At 37.2% G+C, this 18,191-nt stretch carries 12 protein-coding genes; 6 read left to right on the top strand and 6 right to left on the bottom strand.

Features of this window, described 5'->3' with window-relative positions; genetic code table 11:
* Positions 1 to 196 precede the first annotated feature (196 nt).
* The gene (gene lipA, locus A3EE_RS0116700; RefSeq protein ID WP_018344586.1) at positions 197 to 1,069 is read left to right on the top strand and encodes a lipoyl synthase; all 873 of its coding nucleotides are present in this window, start codon (positions 197 to 199) and stop codon (positions 1,067 to 1,069) included.
* A gap of 526 nt (positions 1,070 to 1,595) precedes the next feature.
* Here lipA and A3EE_RS0116710 read toward each other — a convergent pair.
* Complete coding sequence (locus A3EE_RS0116710; protein ID WP_018344588.1) at positions 1,596 to 2,561, bottom strand: class I SAM-dependent methyltransferase; 966 nt, start codon at positions 2,559 to 2,561, stop codon at positions 1,596 to 1,598.
* Positions 2,562 to 2,582: 21 nt separating this feature from the next.
* Positions 2,583 to 2,987 (bottom strand): response regulator, encoded by a 405-nt coding sequence (locus tag A3EE_RS0116715; protein WP_157447075.1) that lies wholly within the window; start codon positions 2,985 to 2,987, stop codon positions 2,583 to 2,585.
* A gap of 370 nt (positions 2,988 to 3,357) precedes the next feature.
* On the opposite strand from A3EE_RS0116715, the gene A3EE_RS21520 reads away from it, so the two are divergent.
* Positions 3,358 to 4,833 carry a PAS domain-containing sensor histidine kinase gene (locus A3EE_RS21520; protein ID WP_018344590.1) on the top strand — a complete coding sequence of 492 codons (1,476 nt, stop codon included), beginning with the start codon at positions 3,358 to 3,360 and terminating at the stop codon, positions 4,831 to 4,833.
* 10 nt (positions 4,834 to 4,843) lie between these two features.
* Here the strand turns inward: A3EE_RS21520 and A3EE_RS0116725 are convergent, their stop codons facing one another.
* Positions 4,844 to 7,012, bottom strand: coding sequence for a PAS domain-containing sensor histidine kinase (locus A3EE_RS0116725; RefSeq protein WP_018344591.1), 2,169 nt, complete (start codon positions 7,010 to 7,012; stop codon positions 4,844 to 4,846).
* 113 nt (positions 7,013 to 7,125) lie between these two features.
* Here A3EE_RS0116725 and panB point away from each other — a divergent pair, with 113 nt between their 5' ends.
* Positions 7,126 to 7,944 carry a 3-methyl-2-oxobutanoate hydroxymethyltransferase gene (gene panB, locus A3EE_RS0116730; RefSeq protein ID WP_018344592.1) on the top strand — a complete coding sequence of 273 codons (819 nt, stop codon included), beginning with the start codon at positions 7,126 to 7,128 and terminating at the stop codon, positions 7,942 to 7,944.
* Positions 7,935 to 8,660, top strand: a complete 726-nt coding sequence (locus A3EE_RS0116735) for an RluA family pseudouridine synthase (protein ID WP_018344593.1) — start codon at positions 7,935 to 7,937, stop codon at positions 8,658 to 8,660. The genes panB and A3EE_RS0116735 overlap by 10 nt, the downstream gene beginning before the upstream one ends.
* 78 nt (positions 8,661 to 8,738) lie before the next feature.
* On the opposite strand, the gene A3EE_RS0116740 is transcribed toward A3EE_RS0116735, so the two are convergent.
* Entirely contained in the window at positions 8,739 to 14,915 is a 6,177-nt protein-coding gene (locus A3EE_RS0116740) for a PKD-like domain-containing protein (RefSeq protein WP_083921288.1), read from the bottom strand.
* 400 nt (positions 14,916 to 15,315) lie between these two features.
* On the opposite strand from A3EE_RS0116740, the gene A3EE_RS0116745 reads away from it, so the two are divergent.
* Positions 15,316 to 15,504, top strand: a complete 189-nt coding sequence (locus A3EE_RS0116745) for a hypothetical protein (RefSeq protein ID WP_018344595.1) — start codon at positions 15,316 to 15,318, stop codon at positions 15,502 to 15,504.
* A 273-nt stretch (positions 15,505 to 15,777) separates the two neighbouring features.
* On the opposite strand, the gene cdaA is transcribed toward A3EE_RS0116745, so the two are convergent.
* Both cdaA and folP read right to left on the bottom strand, forming a co-directional pair.
* Entirely contained in the window at positions 15,778 to 16,626 is an 849-nt protein-coding gene (cdaA, locus tag A3EE_RS0116755) for a diadenylate cyclase CdaA (RefSeq protein WP_018344597.1), read from the bottom strand.
* Positions 16,627 to 16,678: 52 nt separating this feature from the next.
* Positions 16,679 to 17,533, bottom strand: a complete 855-nt coding sequence (folP, locus tag A3EE_RS0116760; RefSeq protein WP_245553856.1) for a dihydropteroate synthase — start codon at positions 17,531 to 17,533, stop codon at positions 16,679 to 16,681.
* A 47-nt stretch (positions 17,534 to 17,580) separates the two neighbouring features.
* On the opposite strand from folP, the gene A3EE_RS0116765 reads away from it, so the two are divergent.
* Positions 17,581 to 18,135, top strand: coding sequence for a DUF1599 domain-containing protein (locus tag A3EE_RS0116765; protein WP_018344599.1), 555 nt, complete (start codon positions 17,581 to 17,583; stop codon positions 18,133 to 18,135).
* The last annotated feature ends 56 nt before the right edge of the window (positions 18,136 to 18,191 follow it).

Here is an 18,191-nt window from a genome sequence, read left to right on the forward strand (position 1 = left end):
AATAAACCTCCAAGGATTTTAACTAGTTAGAGTTATTTAATTTAATTGAATTTTAATCCTTGGAGGTTTCGAAACCAAATCTTGGGAAAAAGTAAAAATAAGCAATTGCAAACCATTTGGCAGTAAATTGTGTTTATGGACAAGAAACAAGGGTAAGATTTATTACCTTTGTAATGTGTCATTAGATTCATAAATCATGATTGAATTACCAGTAGTCCCCTCCGCTTCCGACCGCAAATCAAAACCAGATTGGTTGAGAGTTAAATTACCGATCGGGAAAGAATATACAAAACTTCGCGCATTAGTAGACGAACATAAATTGCATACCATTTGTCAGAGTGGTAACTGTCCGAATATGGGCGAATGCTGGGGTGCGGGTACGGCTACATTTATGATCTTAGGAAACGTGTGTACACGCAGCTGCTCTTTTTGTGCTGTTGCTACCGGACGACCTACTGAATACGATATAGACGAGCCTAAACGTGTTGCAGAAGCTGTTCGTCTGATGAATGTGAAGCATTGCGTTATCACTTCTGTTAATAGAGACGAATTAAAAGATAAAGGTGCTGAAGTTTGGTATCAGACAGTTGTTCGTGTGAAGGAAGAAAGCCCTCAGACAACAATCGAAACGTTGATCCCGGATGTGAAGTCTGACTGGGCTTCGTTAGAGCGCATGATCAGCGGCGGACAGGAAGTTGTTTCTCACAATATGGAAACGGTTGAACGTTTATACAGACGTGTTCGTCCGCAAGCAAAATACAGCAGAAGCTTAGAAGAAATTCAACGCATTAAAGTGTTTGGTAAACGCACGAAATCAGGCATCATGCTTGGCTTAGGCGAAACAAAAGATGAAGTATTAAAAGCAATGGACGACTTGGTTGCACATGGTCTGGATGTACTTACATTAGGCCAATATTTACAGCCTACAAAAATGCACTTAGAAGTTGCGGAGTTTATTCACCCGGATCTGTTTGCCGAATACAAAGAGATCGGTTTATCTAAAGGTTTGAACTATGTGGAGTCAGGACCATTGGTACGTTCTTCGTATCATGCAGAGAAACATATATAATTTCAATACATTTATTAAAATGAAGAAGCCCGTCTTAGTTAAGACGGGCTTCTTCATTTTAATAAATAAATAATTTTGTTTGTATTTATTTCATTTAAGCCACAAGGTTATACCATACATTTTCAAAACGGATAAAACCATCGTATACAATCCCAATAATATGAATATGACGCATTGAAATATTATGTTCTTAACCGGAGGATTTCTTAAACCCTTGATAAAAACATAGGAACATGCGATAGTTAAAATCAGACTGCTAATAGATATTATTACAAGCACTGGTGTACTCATACTATTTCTATGAAACAGAGATAAGACAGTCAAAACCATTGCAAAAATTGAAACGCCCCCTAACATAAGAGCTTTAAACGATTTATTTTCGAATCCCCACACAATAACTCCCCAAAAACCATAACCATAGGGTGAATTTTTCATCCAATCACTAAACCAATGAGTAGATATACATGTAAAGAATAACCATATAGTAAGCGTTACCAAATCAAATATCATACTTATAATATTTCTTTTATAACTCCTTCCGCGCTCTAACCGTCGGCGCTTCAAGATTTCCATGATACGTTACCCAGGCAGCATCCACATCAATCATTCCGAATTCCTTCACCCATGCTGCAACCGTTGACAGGCGCTGTGGCTGGTCGTACTCCGGACTGAACATATCGAAGGTATCCAATATGATCCACTCACGTAATTGATCAGGCGCTATGCCAGCCGGAAGCGTGCGCTCTATCTCGCATATAGGAACAAAACGATTCAGAAATCCTAAACCAATGCGTCTGTTAAATTTATAAATTGAAATGAGTGTATCAATATTGTTTCGTATCCACGACATCAAACGTTCGTGCTTCATGCGTTTTAAAAATGGACGTAATATATATTTGCTGTGAACTTTTGTAAAGATATTTTTGATCGGATAAAAATCGATTACCAATTCTCCACCCGGCTTAACCATTTCTGTTAATGCTTTTACCGATGCTTTAAAATCCGGTGTGTGTTGCAGTACACCCAAGCATATTACTTTATCGAAGGACTCTTTTTTGAAAGGCAGATCGTAAATGCTTGCCTGAAATAATTTCAAGCGTTCGTGCGGACCGTTGTTGCGGTAGTTCGCTTCAACTGCATTTGAATAATCAACAGAATAAAGAGATGCTTTGGTGTGATCTAAAATAATCTGACTGAATCTGCCGGCACCACTGCCTACTTCTAAAAGTGTTTCACCTTCAAGACTATTTTTTGCCCAACGCGTCTGAGCAAAAAATCGCTCTTCAGAAACATTATTCCCGGAAAATTTATCTATTTGAGTTTTTTGAAAGGTGTTCCATTCAAGACCAAAATTAGACGTGTAATTATCATCAGATACAACTCTGTACGCACCTTCAGATAATTTATAAACTAGTTTGCCTTTACTGTTTGTAAGGCCTTCTGCATGTTCGAATAAAGATTCTTTTGTAACAGGGTCAATTATTTCTATCATATTAAATCAATAAGCAAAGGATTACCCTTCTAACTCATTTAATATCTCTTTAATATTGACATCCTTTATAGGTTTTACGATATAATCTTTGATCATGGGGTATGTCTTTGATTTTAATAGATCCTTATCATCAATAGAAGAACTTACCATATAGATGTCCGGCCTTTTTTCAGTTCCTTCTATCAATGTCTGAAGCTCTGCTAAAAAATCCCATCCATCCATGATTGGCATATTAATATCTAAAAAAATCAAATCAGGTAAGTCTTTACCTCCGTTTATGAATTCCTTAATAGATCGTAAAGCATCTTCTCCATTTAAAAAAAAATGTAAATCGTCTCTTCTGTCAAGTCTTTCAAAAGATTTTTTTGTAATAAATTGAAAAATTTCATCATCATCGATGATGTAAATCATTGCCTTATCTTTCATATATGCATCCATCCAATTATCGTCAAGTTAAGTATTTTTTCGAATTGATATTCCATTCAGCCAAGCTCAAGTTTTTCACATTTGGGTTAACAATTATTACACAATCTAAAAACCTCTCATTTTAAAAAAGCTTAGTATAGTATTTGTACTTAAATAACTAAAAAACATCATTTTATTACACTTTTCAAAGCAAATTATCATTTTTAAGCATATCGATTAAAATTAAAAATGATTCAACAAATTGTATATTATGCCAAAAATATGGAATTACGGAGTATTTATTACTTCATTAATTGTTTGATAATAAGGCCTTTTGAATTCAATTATGTATATTAATTGGTACAATAAAACTAAAATATTGTATTAAAACATGGCAATAAATTTTTCATCCATAAATATTGATGGCAATACGATTGAGCATTCAGAATTCTTTTACGAGTCTCTCGTAAAACAGTTTCCATGTGCGTTTTATATCAGTGATTTGCATGGCCATATTCAACTATACAATCAAGCAACGGCTGATTTAATTGGAAGGACTCCAAAATACATTTCAGACTTTGGAATTCATACAAATATTAAGACGACGGATGATTTTAATGATACACATCAGAATGAGATCCTCCAGATCGTTCATGCAGACGGAACCGTTTTTCATGTATTCAATAAAATAAAACCGATTTATACAGATAGCAGAGAGTTAATAGGTTCATTAACGATTTTAATAAACAGTCCATTTTCAAAAGGGTCGAAGTCTGAACATAATGAACATCTTTTAAAAAACGTTTATTCAAGCAGTACAGATTGTATTAAAGTTCTTGATCTAAACGGCCGGCTTATTTCAATGAATGAAAATGGTCAACGCATTGCTGAGATTGACGATATCAGTTCCTTTATTGGTGGATCTTATGTTGACTTATGGATGGATGCAAAGGATGCTGCAGCAACTGCCTTAGCGAATGCCCGAAATGGGAAGACGGGAAGATTTGTAGGATGGCTACCCACGATAAAAACAAATACTCCAAAATGGTGGGATGTTGTTATTACAGCAATCCCGGATATGTTTGGTATGCCTGAACAATTGCTGGTTGTTGCCAGAGACATTACAGAGTATACCTTATTGCAGGACGAATTAAAGCATCGCAACAAAGAATTGTTAAAGACCAACAACGATCTTGATAATTTCATTTATACGGCATCGCATGATCTACGATCCCCTGTAACAAATATTGAAGGACTGCTTCATACATTAAAGGTTACGCTTAGCAGTGAAGAACCGAATAAATTAAATGAGGCGGATCTTATACTTGAGTTGATTGATAAGTCAATCAATAAATTTAAACGTACGATTCTGGATCTAACGGAGATCAGTAAAGTTCAACGGACAAATGAAGAAGATATTCATCAGATAAATTTTCTGGAAATAATTGAAGACGTGCTCTTCAGCATTCAAGACAAAGTAACGGAGTCTGGCGCAAAAATTACTATAGATACGAATGCATGCAATCATTTAATTTTTTCAACTAAAAATTTCAAAAGCATTGTTTATAATTTACTCAGCAATGCCATTAAATACAGGCATCCGGAGAGGACATTAGAGATATCTATTTTTACAAAAAAAGTTGGTGACTCTGTTTTATTAAGCATCCAGGATAATGGCTTAGGAATAAGTTCTGTTCACTTACCGAAATTATTTTCCATGTTTAAGCGCTTTCACAATCATGTTGAAGGAACCGGTATTGGCTTATACATCATTAAGCGTATCATTGATAATGCAGGTGGTGAAATAGAAGTTCACACTGAATTAAACAAGGGTACTACCTTCAATGTTTATTTCAACATACAATAAACAGATATATCTAAAATATTACTTTGAATGTTGTGCCGCGATCTATTTCACTTTCTACTGAAATAGATCCGCCTAAGGTTTCAACTTGTCTTTTAGTCATATAAAGTCCCACGCCTCTGGAATCTTTATTGACGTGAAATGTTTTATACAGACCAAAAATTTTATGTTTGTGTTTTTCAAGATCTATGCCAATACCATTGTCAAATATTGACAAAACTGTTTCCTGCTTTTCTGAAAAATAAGTTTCAATTTTAATGACTGATCTTCTTTCTGAAGACCTGTATTTAATAGCATTGCTAAGTAAATTAATGAAAATACTTTGCAGGTATGTAGGTGAATAATATATGGTAGGACAATTAGAAAAATCAACATCAATTTGCATATCTGCTTCTTTAACCTGTCCTGACAAAAGCGTTACAACATTGTTAAACATTTCTTGAAATGAAATAATACATTCATCATCTACAAAATCCTTCTGTATTTTTAATGATTCTGCTAATACCTGAATGGTAGATAATAAATTAGCGGAAACATGTTTTAAATTCTGAAAATATTCATTTCGCTCTGTTTCATTTTTTGATGTTTCAAAATAATCCAACAGGATACTTAAATTACTTATCGGCGATCTTAAATTATGTGAAGTAATGTGAGCAAAATCTTCTAATTGTCTGTTTTTAATTTTAAGATTGTTGAGCGAAATGTATCTATCTGTTACATCTGAATACGAGCACACTACAGCAACCTGTCTTCCGAATTCATCTAATACAGGTTCTGAATTTATACTTAACCAAACCACTTCTTTCGAAGGTTTAATCCAACCTAAGGTAATATTTTTATAGGCAAGCCCTGTATATAATGTCCGTATTCCCGGAAATTCATCCATAGGAAAAGGTGTAAAGTCTTCCTTGATTGCAACACCTTCACCAAATGAAAAATCATTTCCGGTCAGCACTGCGTTATCATATCCAATGATTGTAGTTGCAGCAGTATTGTGATCTAATATTTTTCCAACCAGATCAATAATGATGACGCCTTCGCTCATGGCTTCAATAACTGCTTTGTAGCGTTCTTTGGTTTGCCCAAGTAATGTTTTTAATTCATTTTCTCTGGTGATGTCCAAAACAACACCTGTCATTCTAACTGGCATTCCTTTTAGGCGATCAACTTTTCCTTTGCAGAATAATAAGCGCTTTGATTTATCGGAAAGATAAATAGAATGCTCGTATGAAAAATTTCCATGTTCATCCGTCAATGCCTTTTCAATAGCACCTTTTACAGACGCTCTCTCTTCTTCCGGAATCAGATTTAAATAACTTTCATAATCTCCTTTAAACTCGTCCTTCTGCAAACCAAAAATTTCTAATACATAATCCGACCACACAACATTATTCGTTTGAATATCCCATGACCATGTGCCCATGTTACCAGCTTCCATGGATAACGTCAATTGCGCCTCCCGCTGCACCAGTTTGTCTTCAATGCTTTTTAAAACATCAATGTCCACAACTGTTCCTGAAAATCGCAAAACAGAATCTTCTTTAACAGATTTCGAAGTGAATAATAAATGTTTATATGCGCCGCTTTTTGTGCGCATCTTCACTTCCAATTTTTCTTCTATAAAATTTGTGTAGGTATCCTTTGTTTCATAAAACGTCTTCATGACATTCATAAAACTTTCTAAATGATCCGGATGAATCAGATCAATCATTGTTTGAAATCCCGGTTCTATATCTCCTTTTACATAACCCAGCAAAGCTAAAAACGAATCAGACCACCATGAATGGCCATTGTCCGTATCGATCCACACCCATAAGCCAACATTAGCATTTTCTAACGCTGATTTATACTGATATTTCAGCTGATCAATTTTATGAGTTACAATGGATGTACGGATTGTAACAGCCGCTACAATTGTATCTGTTTTAATGGGCTGTATGGATAGAACATATGATTTAAATACATCATAAATTACATCTTCCCAAAATTGATTATTGCCATTTTGAAGCCAGGCTATAATTGGAGTATGGAATCTGGATCCTTTGAAAAGCTGGTCTACATGAATATTCTCAATTGTTTTTTGCGTAATTAGATTTTCAAAAAGTGTCGTATTTGAATCCGCATATTCACACACACCAAGTTTATTGATATATAGCGTTAAAAAATCAATTGAATAGGACATATTCTAAAGTTAGAATTAAAAAAGCGGTTGAAGTAAAAACAATATGTTCTAGTAATAATAACTTATTGATTGAAAAAATAATAGTAATTTTATAAAAATATAAGAAATACTGTATGTCCACTGCAAAAAGTGATATTAAAAAAGTAACGACACACCAACTTCAGGAAATGAAGAATCGTGGTGAAAAAATATCGATGTTAACAGCCTATGATTATTCAATGGCTCGAATACTTGATGCTGCGGGTGTTGATGTAATTCTTGTTGGTGATTCGGCATCGAATGTAATGGCAGGTCATGAAACTACATTACCGATCACACTGGATCAAATGATATACCATGCTTCATCTGTAATCCGTGCAATCAACAGAGCATTGGTCGTTGTTGATCTTCCTTTTGGTTCTTATCAAGGAAATTCGTCAGAAGCATTGCGAAGTGCCATCCGAATCATGAAAGAATCCGGAGCACATGCAGTTAAAATGGAAGGTGGAGTTGAAATTAAAGAATCTGTATTACGGATCATCAGTGCCGGTATACCCGTAATGGGGCACCTTGGACTTATGCCGCAATCCATATATAAATTTGGCACCTATGTAGTAAGAGCCAAAGAAGAAGAAGAAGCAAACAAACTTATTTCAGATGCTCAGATATTAGAAGCCAGCGGTTGCTTTGGTTTGGTGCTTGAAAAAATTCCTGCATCCTTATCAAAAATTGTAACGGGGCAACTACAAATACCTACCATCGGGATTGGTGCAGGTGCAGACGTAGATGGACAGGTGCTGGTAACACATGATCTGTTAGGTATCAACAATGAATTTCATCCGCGCTTTTTGAGAACATACGCCAATCTGCAATCTGTAATCAGTACAGCAGTTACATCCTATATTGAAGACGTTAAGTCAAAAGACTTTCCAAACGCAAACGAATGTTACTAGATTCTACAGAACCTTCTTTTGATCCGATTGACGAGTTTGAAAAATTTTTCACACTTGTTTTTGAAGACAATCATTTGATTGCAGTAAATAAAAAGAATGGCGTGTTGGTCCAAGGAGATGAGACGGGTGATACACCACTTTCCGAGCACGTAAAAGAGTACCTTAAAAAAAAATACAATAAGCCCGGCAATGTATTTGCTGGTGTTATTCATCGCATTGACAGACCTGTAAGCGGCCTTGTTCTGCTTGCTAAAACATCCAAGGCATTGGAGCGGATGAATAAACAGTTTGCAGATAAAAAAATACAAAAAACATATTTGATGATTACAGGTACAAAACCTGCTAATCCTTCCGGCAAACTTGTACATTGGTTAACAAAAGATTCCAAACGAAACATTGCCAAAGCGCACAAAACCGAAGTCAAAGAAAGTAAGTATTGCGAGCTCTCCTATACATTATTAAAATCAAGTGACCGGTATTTTTTAATTGAAGTGAAACCCATTACCGGAAGGTCACATCAGATCCGCTGTCAGATGGCAAGCATTGGTTGCATTATTAAAGGCGATTTAAAGTACGGTGCGCCACGCAGCAACCCGGATGGTGGTATTTGCTTACATTCTTACAAACTCTCCTTTGAGCATCCTGTAACAGGCGAAAAAATGAATTTAAAAGCTCCAACTCCCAGTGATGCACTTTGGAATGCGTTAAACTCTTAAATACATTATACTTATAAAGCAGAAAGGCCTTCCTATAATAGGAAGGCCTTTCTGCTTTATAAGTAATTCCAATCGGAATTAGTTGTTTTTATTTCCAAGAATCTGCAACCAGCTTTTGTATTCTTTGTTGCCACAGCTAGATGTGATGTGGTAATAATACACACCGTCTGTTAAATCTTTTGGTACCCAGTTGTTATCATAATTGTTTGCTTCGTACACTTTAGCTCCCCAACGGTTCACTACTTCGATATGCGAACCTTCTTTGATGATTGCCATGCCTGTTACTTTATCTTTCAGGATAAATATATCATTCATGTTGTCACCATTCGGAGTGATCAAGTTTGGAATATTCAAATCCTGACCTTCTACTGCATGAACCTTAACATCTTTAGCATCTGTTTGACAACCTGTATTCACGTTATCTATAACATACACTGTATAGGTTGTTTCACCACCTGCCGGAGGTTGTACAGTAACATTTCCATTCGAACCTGTTGAAGAATAAGATCCATCTAAACTCACCCATACATAAGAATAGTTCCCAGAACCACCTACCGCAGAAGCAGTCAAATCTCTGTTTGTAAGAACACATAATGTATCTTTCGGGCCATCTGCAGTAACGATAAATCCTGTAAGACCTGCAGTTACAACAACATCATCTGATGGTTCAGCACCACACGCACCTGATATTTTATATGTAAATGTATATACAGTACCATCAACTAAATTACTTGCATTTGCAGTACCCGGAGTTGAACCAGGAGTAATTACAGCTGTATTAGGTGATACCGTCCATGTACCTGTACCATTTGCAGGAATGTTACCTACCAATGTTGCTGTACCTGAACATGAATAGAAATCATTACCTACTGCTACCGGTGAGTTATCCGGATTGATTGTGATCGAAGTACTTGCGCTTGGTAAACTTGCACAAGAAGAAGTGCTTGTATATACTACCGTATATGAACCTGCAGTAGACACCGTCAATGGATTTGCATTCCCAAGAGAGGTATTTCCATTGAACCATTCAACCGTTCCGCCTGTAAACCCAGTAGCGCTTGCAGTTAAATCAACAGATTGATTTGAACAGAATGCTGTTGGACCAGAAGGTGTAATTGTTGCAACCGGCTTTGGATCAACACTAACTGTGTATGTAAATGCTGTACCTGAACAAGAACCTGTTGTAGAAGTTGGTGTAATGATGTAATCAACACTAACTGCTGCATTCGTTGAATTCGTTAATGCCTCTGTGATTGGGCTTGAAGAACCTGATCCTGGCTGATTATTATCTATGCCGGTTACCACTGCTCTTGTCCAAGTGAAGCTTGAAGGAACATTACCTGTAATTGTATAATTCTGTGCTACTCCACTACATACTGAACCTGTAGCAGATGATGAAACTTGAGGAGTCGGATTGACAGTTACTGTTACAGTAAATGTTGCTCCATCACATGAACCGGATTTTGGCGTTACTGTATAAACTACTGTAGCAGCTGTTGTACCAGTATTTGTTAATGTCTGACTGATTGATGTCTGAGCAGTTGATTGTGCTGACGCGCCAGACACTGTACCTGTAATAACAGGAGTAGCCCATGTATATGTTGTACCCGATGGAACATTTGCTGGCGTTACACTAAATGAAGTACCGCTACAAATTGCATCCGGTGTCTGATCCGCTACTGTTGCATTCGGGTTAACAGTTACGCCAACTGTAAATGATGCACCAGCACATGTACCTGACAATGGAGTTACTGTATAAACTACTATTGCAACTGTTGTTCCATTGTTTGTTAATGTCTGACTGATGGATGTCTGAGCTGTGCCTTGTGCAGTAGCACCGGATACTGAACCCGTAATACTAGGAGTTCCCCATGTATAAGTTGTACCTGCTGGAACGTTTGTTGGTGTAACCGTAAACGCTGTTCCGCTACAGATTGCAGCTGGTGTCTGAGTTGCAACTGTTGCATTCGGATTAACCGTTACTGTTACAGTAAATGTTGATCCTGAACATGTACCTGATACTGGAGTTACTGTATACACAACTGTTGCATCCGTTGTACCATTGTTTATTAATGTCTGACTGATTGATGTCTGAGCTGTACCTTGTGCTGTAGCCCCAGATACTGAACCTGTGATAACAGGAGCAGACCATGTATAGGTTGTACCTGACGGAACCGGTGATGGGGTTACACTGAATGCTGTTCCGCTACAAATTGCAGCAGGCGTTTGATTTGTAACTGTTGCTTTTGGATTAACCGTTACTGTTACAGTAAATGTTGAACCCGTACATGTACCTGATACTGGTGTCACTGTATAAACTACAGTTGCATCTGTTGTACCGTTGTTTGTTAGTGTCTGACTGATTGATGTCTGAGCTGTGCCTTGTGCAGTAGCACCAGACACTGAACCTGTAATAACCGGTGCTCCCCATGTATATGTTGTACCTGCAGGAACTGGTGATGGGGTTACACTGAATGCTGTTCCACTACAAATTGCTGCCGGCGTTTGATTTGTTACCGTTGCTTTTGGATTAACAGTTACTGTTACTGTAAATGTTGATCCTGAACATGTACCTGACAATGGTGTTACTGTATAAACTACTGTTGCAGCTGTTGTACCATTATTTGTTATAGTCTGACTGATGGATGTCTGAGCGGTACCTTGTGCGGTAGCGCCGGATACTGAACCTGTAATAACCGGTGCTCCCCATGTATATGTTGTACCTGCAGGAACTGGTGATGGGGTTACACTGAATGAAGCACCACTACAAATTGCAGCTGGCGTTTGATTTGTAACTGTTGCTTTTGGATTAACTGTTACTGTTACCGTGAATGTTGAACCCGTACATGTACCTGATACTGGAGTTACAGTATAAACAACTGTTGCAGTCGTTGTACCTGTATTTGTTATGGTCTGACTGATTGATGTCTGAGCGGTACCTTGTGCTGTTGCACCGGATACCGTACCTCCAGTAACAGTAGGTGCACCCCATGTATATGTAGTACCTGCAGGAACACCTGTTGGTGTTACACTGAATGCCGTTCCGCTACAAATTGCAGCAGGTGTTTGATTTGAAACGCTTGGTACTGGATTAACCGTTACCGTAACAGCAGCAGATGGTGTTGTACTACACGTTGTAGTAGAACTATATTTTACAACGTAAGAACCGGATACAGATGCTATCAATGTTGTTGTATTTCCACCAATTGCAACACCATCTTTTTCCCAAGCATATGTTTCGGTACCTGAACCGCCAACGATGTTAGCAGTTAATGTTACTGAACCACCTGCGCAGAATGCTAATGGGGAACCTGTAATTGTTACTGAAGTTGGATTTTGACAAAGTGTATAACACTGAGAAAATTCTGAAGAGTTATGCGCAGTTGAAGTACTGCTTGATTGATGTGCAATTGCTGTATAGGTTTTTGTTTTATCAAAACCAGCAGCTACATCAAATAAGTATGGAGAGGTTCCTCCATTTATAAATGTTTTACCTTGTAAACGTGTAGGGTCTGAAGGACAGGTTGCACAACCATCCGTTTCATAAACCTCTATATATGTTCCACCAGTCCAGGTAATTCCTGTTTGCGTACCCGCAATTGTCGGTGCGGAATAATTATTATTACCACCAGCAAGTACAATACCTCTGCCAACGTTACAACTGAATGAGTTTTTATGAATAGCGTTATTTATTGAAGTACCACCACTTACAATCACACCATTTGCTCCGTTTGTATTGATTGTATTTGTTCCAATAATGTTTGATGCAGAAGCTGCTGCCAGCGAAATACCATTTGACGTATTTGAATTGATCGTATTCAATTGAATCGTATTTGAAGAAGATGCTGTTAAAGCAATACCGTTTGAAGCATTTGTGTTGATTGTGTTGCTTGAAATCGTATTCGAAGAAGCACTTGATAAGAAAATACCATTTACTGAGTTTGCTGTAATGGTGTTCGAAGAAATTGTATTTGTAGTCGTACCGGTTAATGAAATACCATTTTGGTCGTTACCTGAAATCGTATTAGATGTAATTGTTGTTTTACTCACATTTACAATTTCAATACCTTGAAGCGTGTTACCAAAACTTCCTGAACCTGCAGAATTTGTACCGATCTTATTCCCAACAATATTGTTTGCTGTACCTGCAGTGATTGCAGTTGCATTACTTATGTAAATACCACTTTGCTGATTCGAAGAAATCGTGTTCGCTTGATTTGCTCCTGTACCACCAATTGTGTTGTTGAATGGGAACACGGTTCCTTGAGCACCCATGTCAATTAATACACCAAAAGAAGTGTTCGGTTTAGCAGTCGTACCTGTCGGGTCCAAACCGATGATGTTGTTGTAGATCGTGTTTCCATTAGGTGCAGTAGCACCTGCTGTTACAGAATTTGTTTCAATGCTGATACCAAGTTTATTGCCTGAAATCACGTTACCGCCATTTGCTACTGCTGTACCGATTTTGTTGTTCGTTACACCCATTTGCAAACCGATACCACCACCTTCAGTAAGGCCTGTACGTACACCGTTACCTGCTACTGTATTTGTTGGTGTAAGACCAATTACGTTACCAGCGATTGTGTTATTTGTCGCAGGAACATATGTTGCACCAAAATCTACCTGAAGGAAAATACCCCATGTGTTGTTACAGATGTAGTTAGGTACACCTGCAGTACCAATATTATTTGTAGCAGCACCTTGTATCTCGATACCATTTGCATTATTACCCAATGCAGTTAAACCATCTGCACCTAAACCAATGTAGTTACCTGATACAGTGTTTACAGAAGTGTTTGCATATTGTAAAAGTAAACCAGGACCGCTAACCATACCAGATGGACTTGGAGAACCGCCATTACATGTTGATGTATTATCGTTTGCTTTCCATAAATAACCGTTACCGGAAATGATGTTACGATCATTCGCTGTATTGCCACCACCAATGATGTTGTTTTGAGAAGTACCGCTACCTACACCACCAACAGAAACTATTTTAATACCCCCTGCTCTGTTACCAAATACATTTCCTGTACCGCTGGAATTACCTGTAACATCTGTACCAATATAATTACCTTTAAATGTTGAGTTGCCTACACTTTCTGCGTAAATACCGAATTGGTTGTAATCACTAAAACCGCCATCACAAGTTTGTTGCCAGTTGTTGTGTTTTGCACCTCCATTACCGGAAATAATATTTCTTTCATTTGCAAGCGTACCACCATCATAACCAATTACAAAACCTGTACCTCCCTGAATAAAAATACCTGTAGCCTCATTGCTGAATGAAAGTGAAGGTGTTGTGCTATTATAAGCTGCAGTACCTGCCGCGTTTGTACCAATCTTATTCCCTTTGATTTTTGTATTGTTACACCAGTTTTCCAAATGTATACCAGAACCTGTTGCTCCGGCAATTACATTTCGATCGATTACTGAGTTAATAGCATCATTCATGTAGATGTTTGAATGTGCCAATGGCATTTTAGTTGTTTGGTTACCGTTTCCTAATTTAACAGTACCTGTTGCATCAATACCAAAATAGTTATTTACAACCTGTGTTGCACCAACATCTCTTACAAGTAATGCTGGTACCCGTACACCTGCGCCTGCATTTGTTTTTTGTGCACAACCAACAAAAATACATCTTTCGCTGTTGTTTGAGAATGTAGTTAAGCCGTTTGGAAGCGTCGTTCCCAAACCACCGACAATATTAGCTGCTGTATTTGCCGCAGCTGTACTTAGCCCACCTTTTTCAATAAATACACCAGCCTGGTTAATACCATTTACAATAGCAGTACCTGTAGCGTCTGAACCAAAATAACAGCCTTTTACAGTACCATTGATTACACCATTAAAATGAATTCCGTAATCTAAATTCTGAAATACAAGGCCATAAATAACCGGGGCAACTGTTGCATTGAATACCATTTGGTTATTTAATGTACCGCCACTTCTAATGATAACATCCGGACCATCAAGACCATCTACAAAACCGTTGATAGTAATACCATTATGATTTCCTGCATTGATCTGCAAATCACTGTTGATCGTGATTGTCATAGCAGTGCTGAAAATAATTGTGTGGGGACCAACAGCAGTAGCAGCTGCCTGATTGATACAATATCTTAAATCACCTGTTGTACCTGTTCCCGTACCCGCATCTGTATTACTGTTTACAGTAAATGTAGTGGGCGCTGCCTGCGAAGCAAACACAATTGAAAAAATCGAAACTAAGATTAATATGAGCCTTTTCATAATGTATATATTTTCTAATTAATTAGATAATACTGGTTTTTGGGTATTGATAAAGTGGTATTTAGAGGTCAAATTACATAATTATTATGAATTAGTCCCTAACCTTACACCAATTATTTATTGATTTAGTACAAATATTTATTCAATTTGTTGTATTAAACTGGCTTTTTAAGAGGTTTGATGAATTGAAAACCAGAATATTGCGTCTTTTAAATTAACTTCTTCTTCTTAATACACAAAATGGCCGAAAAAGTAACCATCCCTAGCCCACTTTGAACTATCTTATTTTTTCAATCATTGTTTCCCTGAAAACTTACGTGAATACAGAATCAAATGTTTGAATTAATTTAAAATATTATATCTCCTGCTTCAAAACAGGATTTTTTTGTAATCTTGCATCATGACATTTGAAGAGTATTGTATTAAGAAGAAAATTGATTCTGTGGCATTTTTTGCACAAGAACCGGATCGTTGGAACATCTGGAAGGTGGAATTTGAACAGATGCACCCAAATTCTTTTACGGAGCAGAAAAAATTTCTGATCAATGAGACCAGAAGGAAGTATTTGTTAGGGGATTCTTCTAAATAAAGTTAGACATAAACAGTTCTCCTCTCTTAATTCAATCCATCTTTCTTTTTTATTCTTATGTTCTTTTGTTCCCGCTAAGGCGGGACAGGCTATGATACAAAAGAACCAAAAAATCAAGGCTGATTTCAATAAGCTAAAATTTGAAATGAGGCCGTTGAAGGGTTCGCTTAATTTGGGGGGCTTAATTAAAAATAATCCTCCATTCGTCGGACCACAAAAAAGTGGTCGGACGAATCCGCTCTATCAAAGAGTCCATCAAACAAAAAACCTTAATTAATTCGACGTTTCGAAACGAATATTTTTCACTTCGTATGCGATCTGTTCCTCGTTATCATACATGAATGAACGAAGTTTACCTCTGATCTCGCTTTTGTTGAGGTTGTAATAAATCTCTCCGTTGTATGCTATGGAAACACTTCCTGTTTCTTCCGAAACAATCAATACAACCGCATCTGTAACTTCTGTAAGTCCGATCGCTGCACGGTGACGCAAGCCCATATGTGCGGGGATCTTGTCGTTTTCTGAAACAGGTATGATACATCTTGCAGCTTTGATCCTGCCGTTTGAAATGATTACAGCGCCGTCATGCAAGGGACTGTTCTTTTGAAAAATAGAGATCAGTAACCGTTTGCTTAATTCTGCATCCAGGTTGTCTCCGGATTCAGAATAAAAACGTAGTTCGGATGTTTTTCTGAATACAATCAATGCGCCGGTATTGGTTTGTGAAAAGATCTTCACACTATCAATAATAGGTGCCAGATTTAATTCTGACCGTGCACCGGGTTTTGTTTTCGAAAACCAGTCTTTAATAAGATTGTTATTCTGCGCCGTATTTTTTCCGATCATTTGCAAAAACTTCCGGATCTCCTGTTGGAACAATATAAATGCAGCCAAAAAACCAACCCCCATGAACTGCCCTAAAATAGAGCGTAACAGCTCCATTCCAGATGCTTTTACAATTAAAAAAACGGCATACGTAAATAGAATACCCAAAAATATCTTAACTGCTACTCCGCCTTTTAATAACTTATATAATTTATAAATTATTATAGACACTACTAGTATATCCAGAATATCAATCCAGGATACTTCAATAAAGAATATTTGGAAAAGTAAACTCATCTATACAAATGTATTAAAAACACGCTGCTTTTTAGATTATTTATGCCTGAAGTTACAGATTCTTTACCAATTCAAAGACTTCTTTGACTTCCTCCACATCATGCACCCTGAATATATGTGCTCCTTTTTGTAAAGCGATGGTATGCAACACGGTACTTCCATTTAATGCTGCAGCAGCGCTTGTATTTAACGTCTTATAGATCATTGATTTTCTTGAAACTCCAATTAGCAGTGGCAATTCGAAAATTTTAAATACATCCAGCTCTTTTAATAATTGATAATTCTGCTCTTGTGTTTTCGCAAATCCAAAACCCGGATCCAGAAGAATATCTTTAATGCCTTTATCCCTAGCCTTTTTTAATTGCTCAATAAAAAATTGCATGATCTCAGACACCAAATTTTGATAATCAGTTTGCTGTGTCATTGTTTGGGGTGTACCGCGCATGTGCATCATGCAATAGATAACGTTACCTTTTGCAACCACATCAAACATATCTGCATCCAATACACCTCCAGTTATATCGTTCACAATATCAATACCATTTTCAATGGCTTTCTGTGCCACAGCAGCTCTAAAGGTATCAACGGAAAGCAGCACGGAAGGATGTTGTTGCTTTATGGCATTTATTACCGGTACGATCCGCGCAATTTCTTCTTCTTCAGAAATATCTATCGCCTGAGGACGAGACGAATAGCCGCCTATATCAATAATGTCCACGCCGGCTGCAACCATCTGAGAGGCTTTATCCAGTGCAGCAGCGACCGAATTATTTACTCCACCGTCAAAGAAAGAATCCGGTGTAACATTTATAATCCCCATTACGGTAGGTTTACTCCAGTCTATAAGTTTTCCCCTCGATGAAGATGTTGTTTTTCTGTAAAAAAATGTATCTTTAAAATCTTTCAAGCTATAGATCGTTAAGCAATTTATCTCCAATTTACGAATTCATACAGATGCAACAAACTGCTCAGGAATACAAAGAAGTTATCGCACGATGTAAAAAAGTATTCATAGATAAAACTACGGATTATGGAACAGCGTGGCGCATTTTGCGTTTGCCTTCCATCACCGATCAGATCTTTATCAAAGCACAACGTATCCGTTCTATTCAGGAAAAAGGAACTATGCTGGTGAATGAAGACATTTCAGATGAGTTTAAGGGAATTATCAACTATTCCATCATTGCTTTGATCCAAATGAAGATGACTTCAGAAGATAGTATGGAGCTTGCACCGGAAAAAGTATCTGAATTGTATGATATCTATGCGAATGAGACGCTTGACCTGCTGATGAAAAAAAATCATGATTACGGTGAAGCATGGAGAGAAATGCGTGTCAGTTCCATCACCGACATTATTTTAATGAAATTATTGCGTGTAAAACAGATCGAAGATAATTTGGGAAAAACCCTCATTTCCGAAGGAATTGATGCCAATTATCAGGATATGATAAATTATTCTGTTTTTTGTCTAATTAAATTGGGTTTTGCAAAACCTTTAGTCAAATAAATCAGTATTGTATCTTTACATACAATAAGAATTAAAAATTCGCCGTCAATTGAAAA

The organism is Cytophaga aurantiaca DSM 3654, assembly GCF_000379725.1.
GTDB lineage: Bacteria > Bacteroidota > Bacteroidia > Cytophagales > Cytophagaceae > Cytophaga > Cytophaga aurantiaca.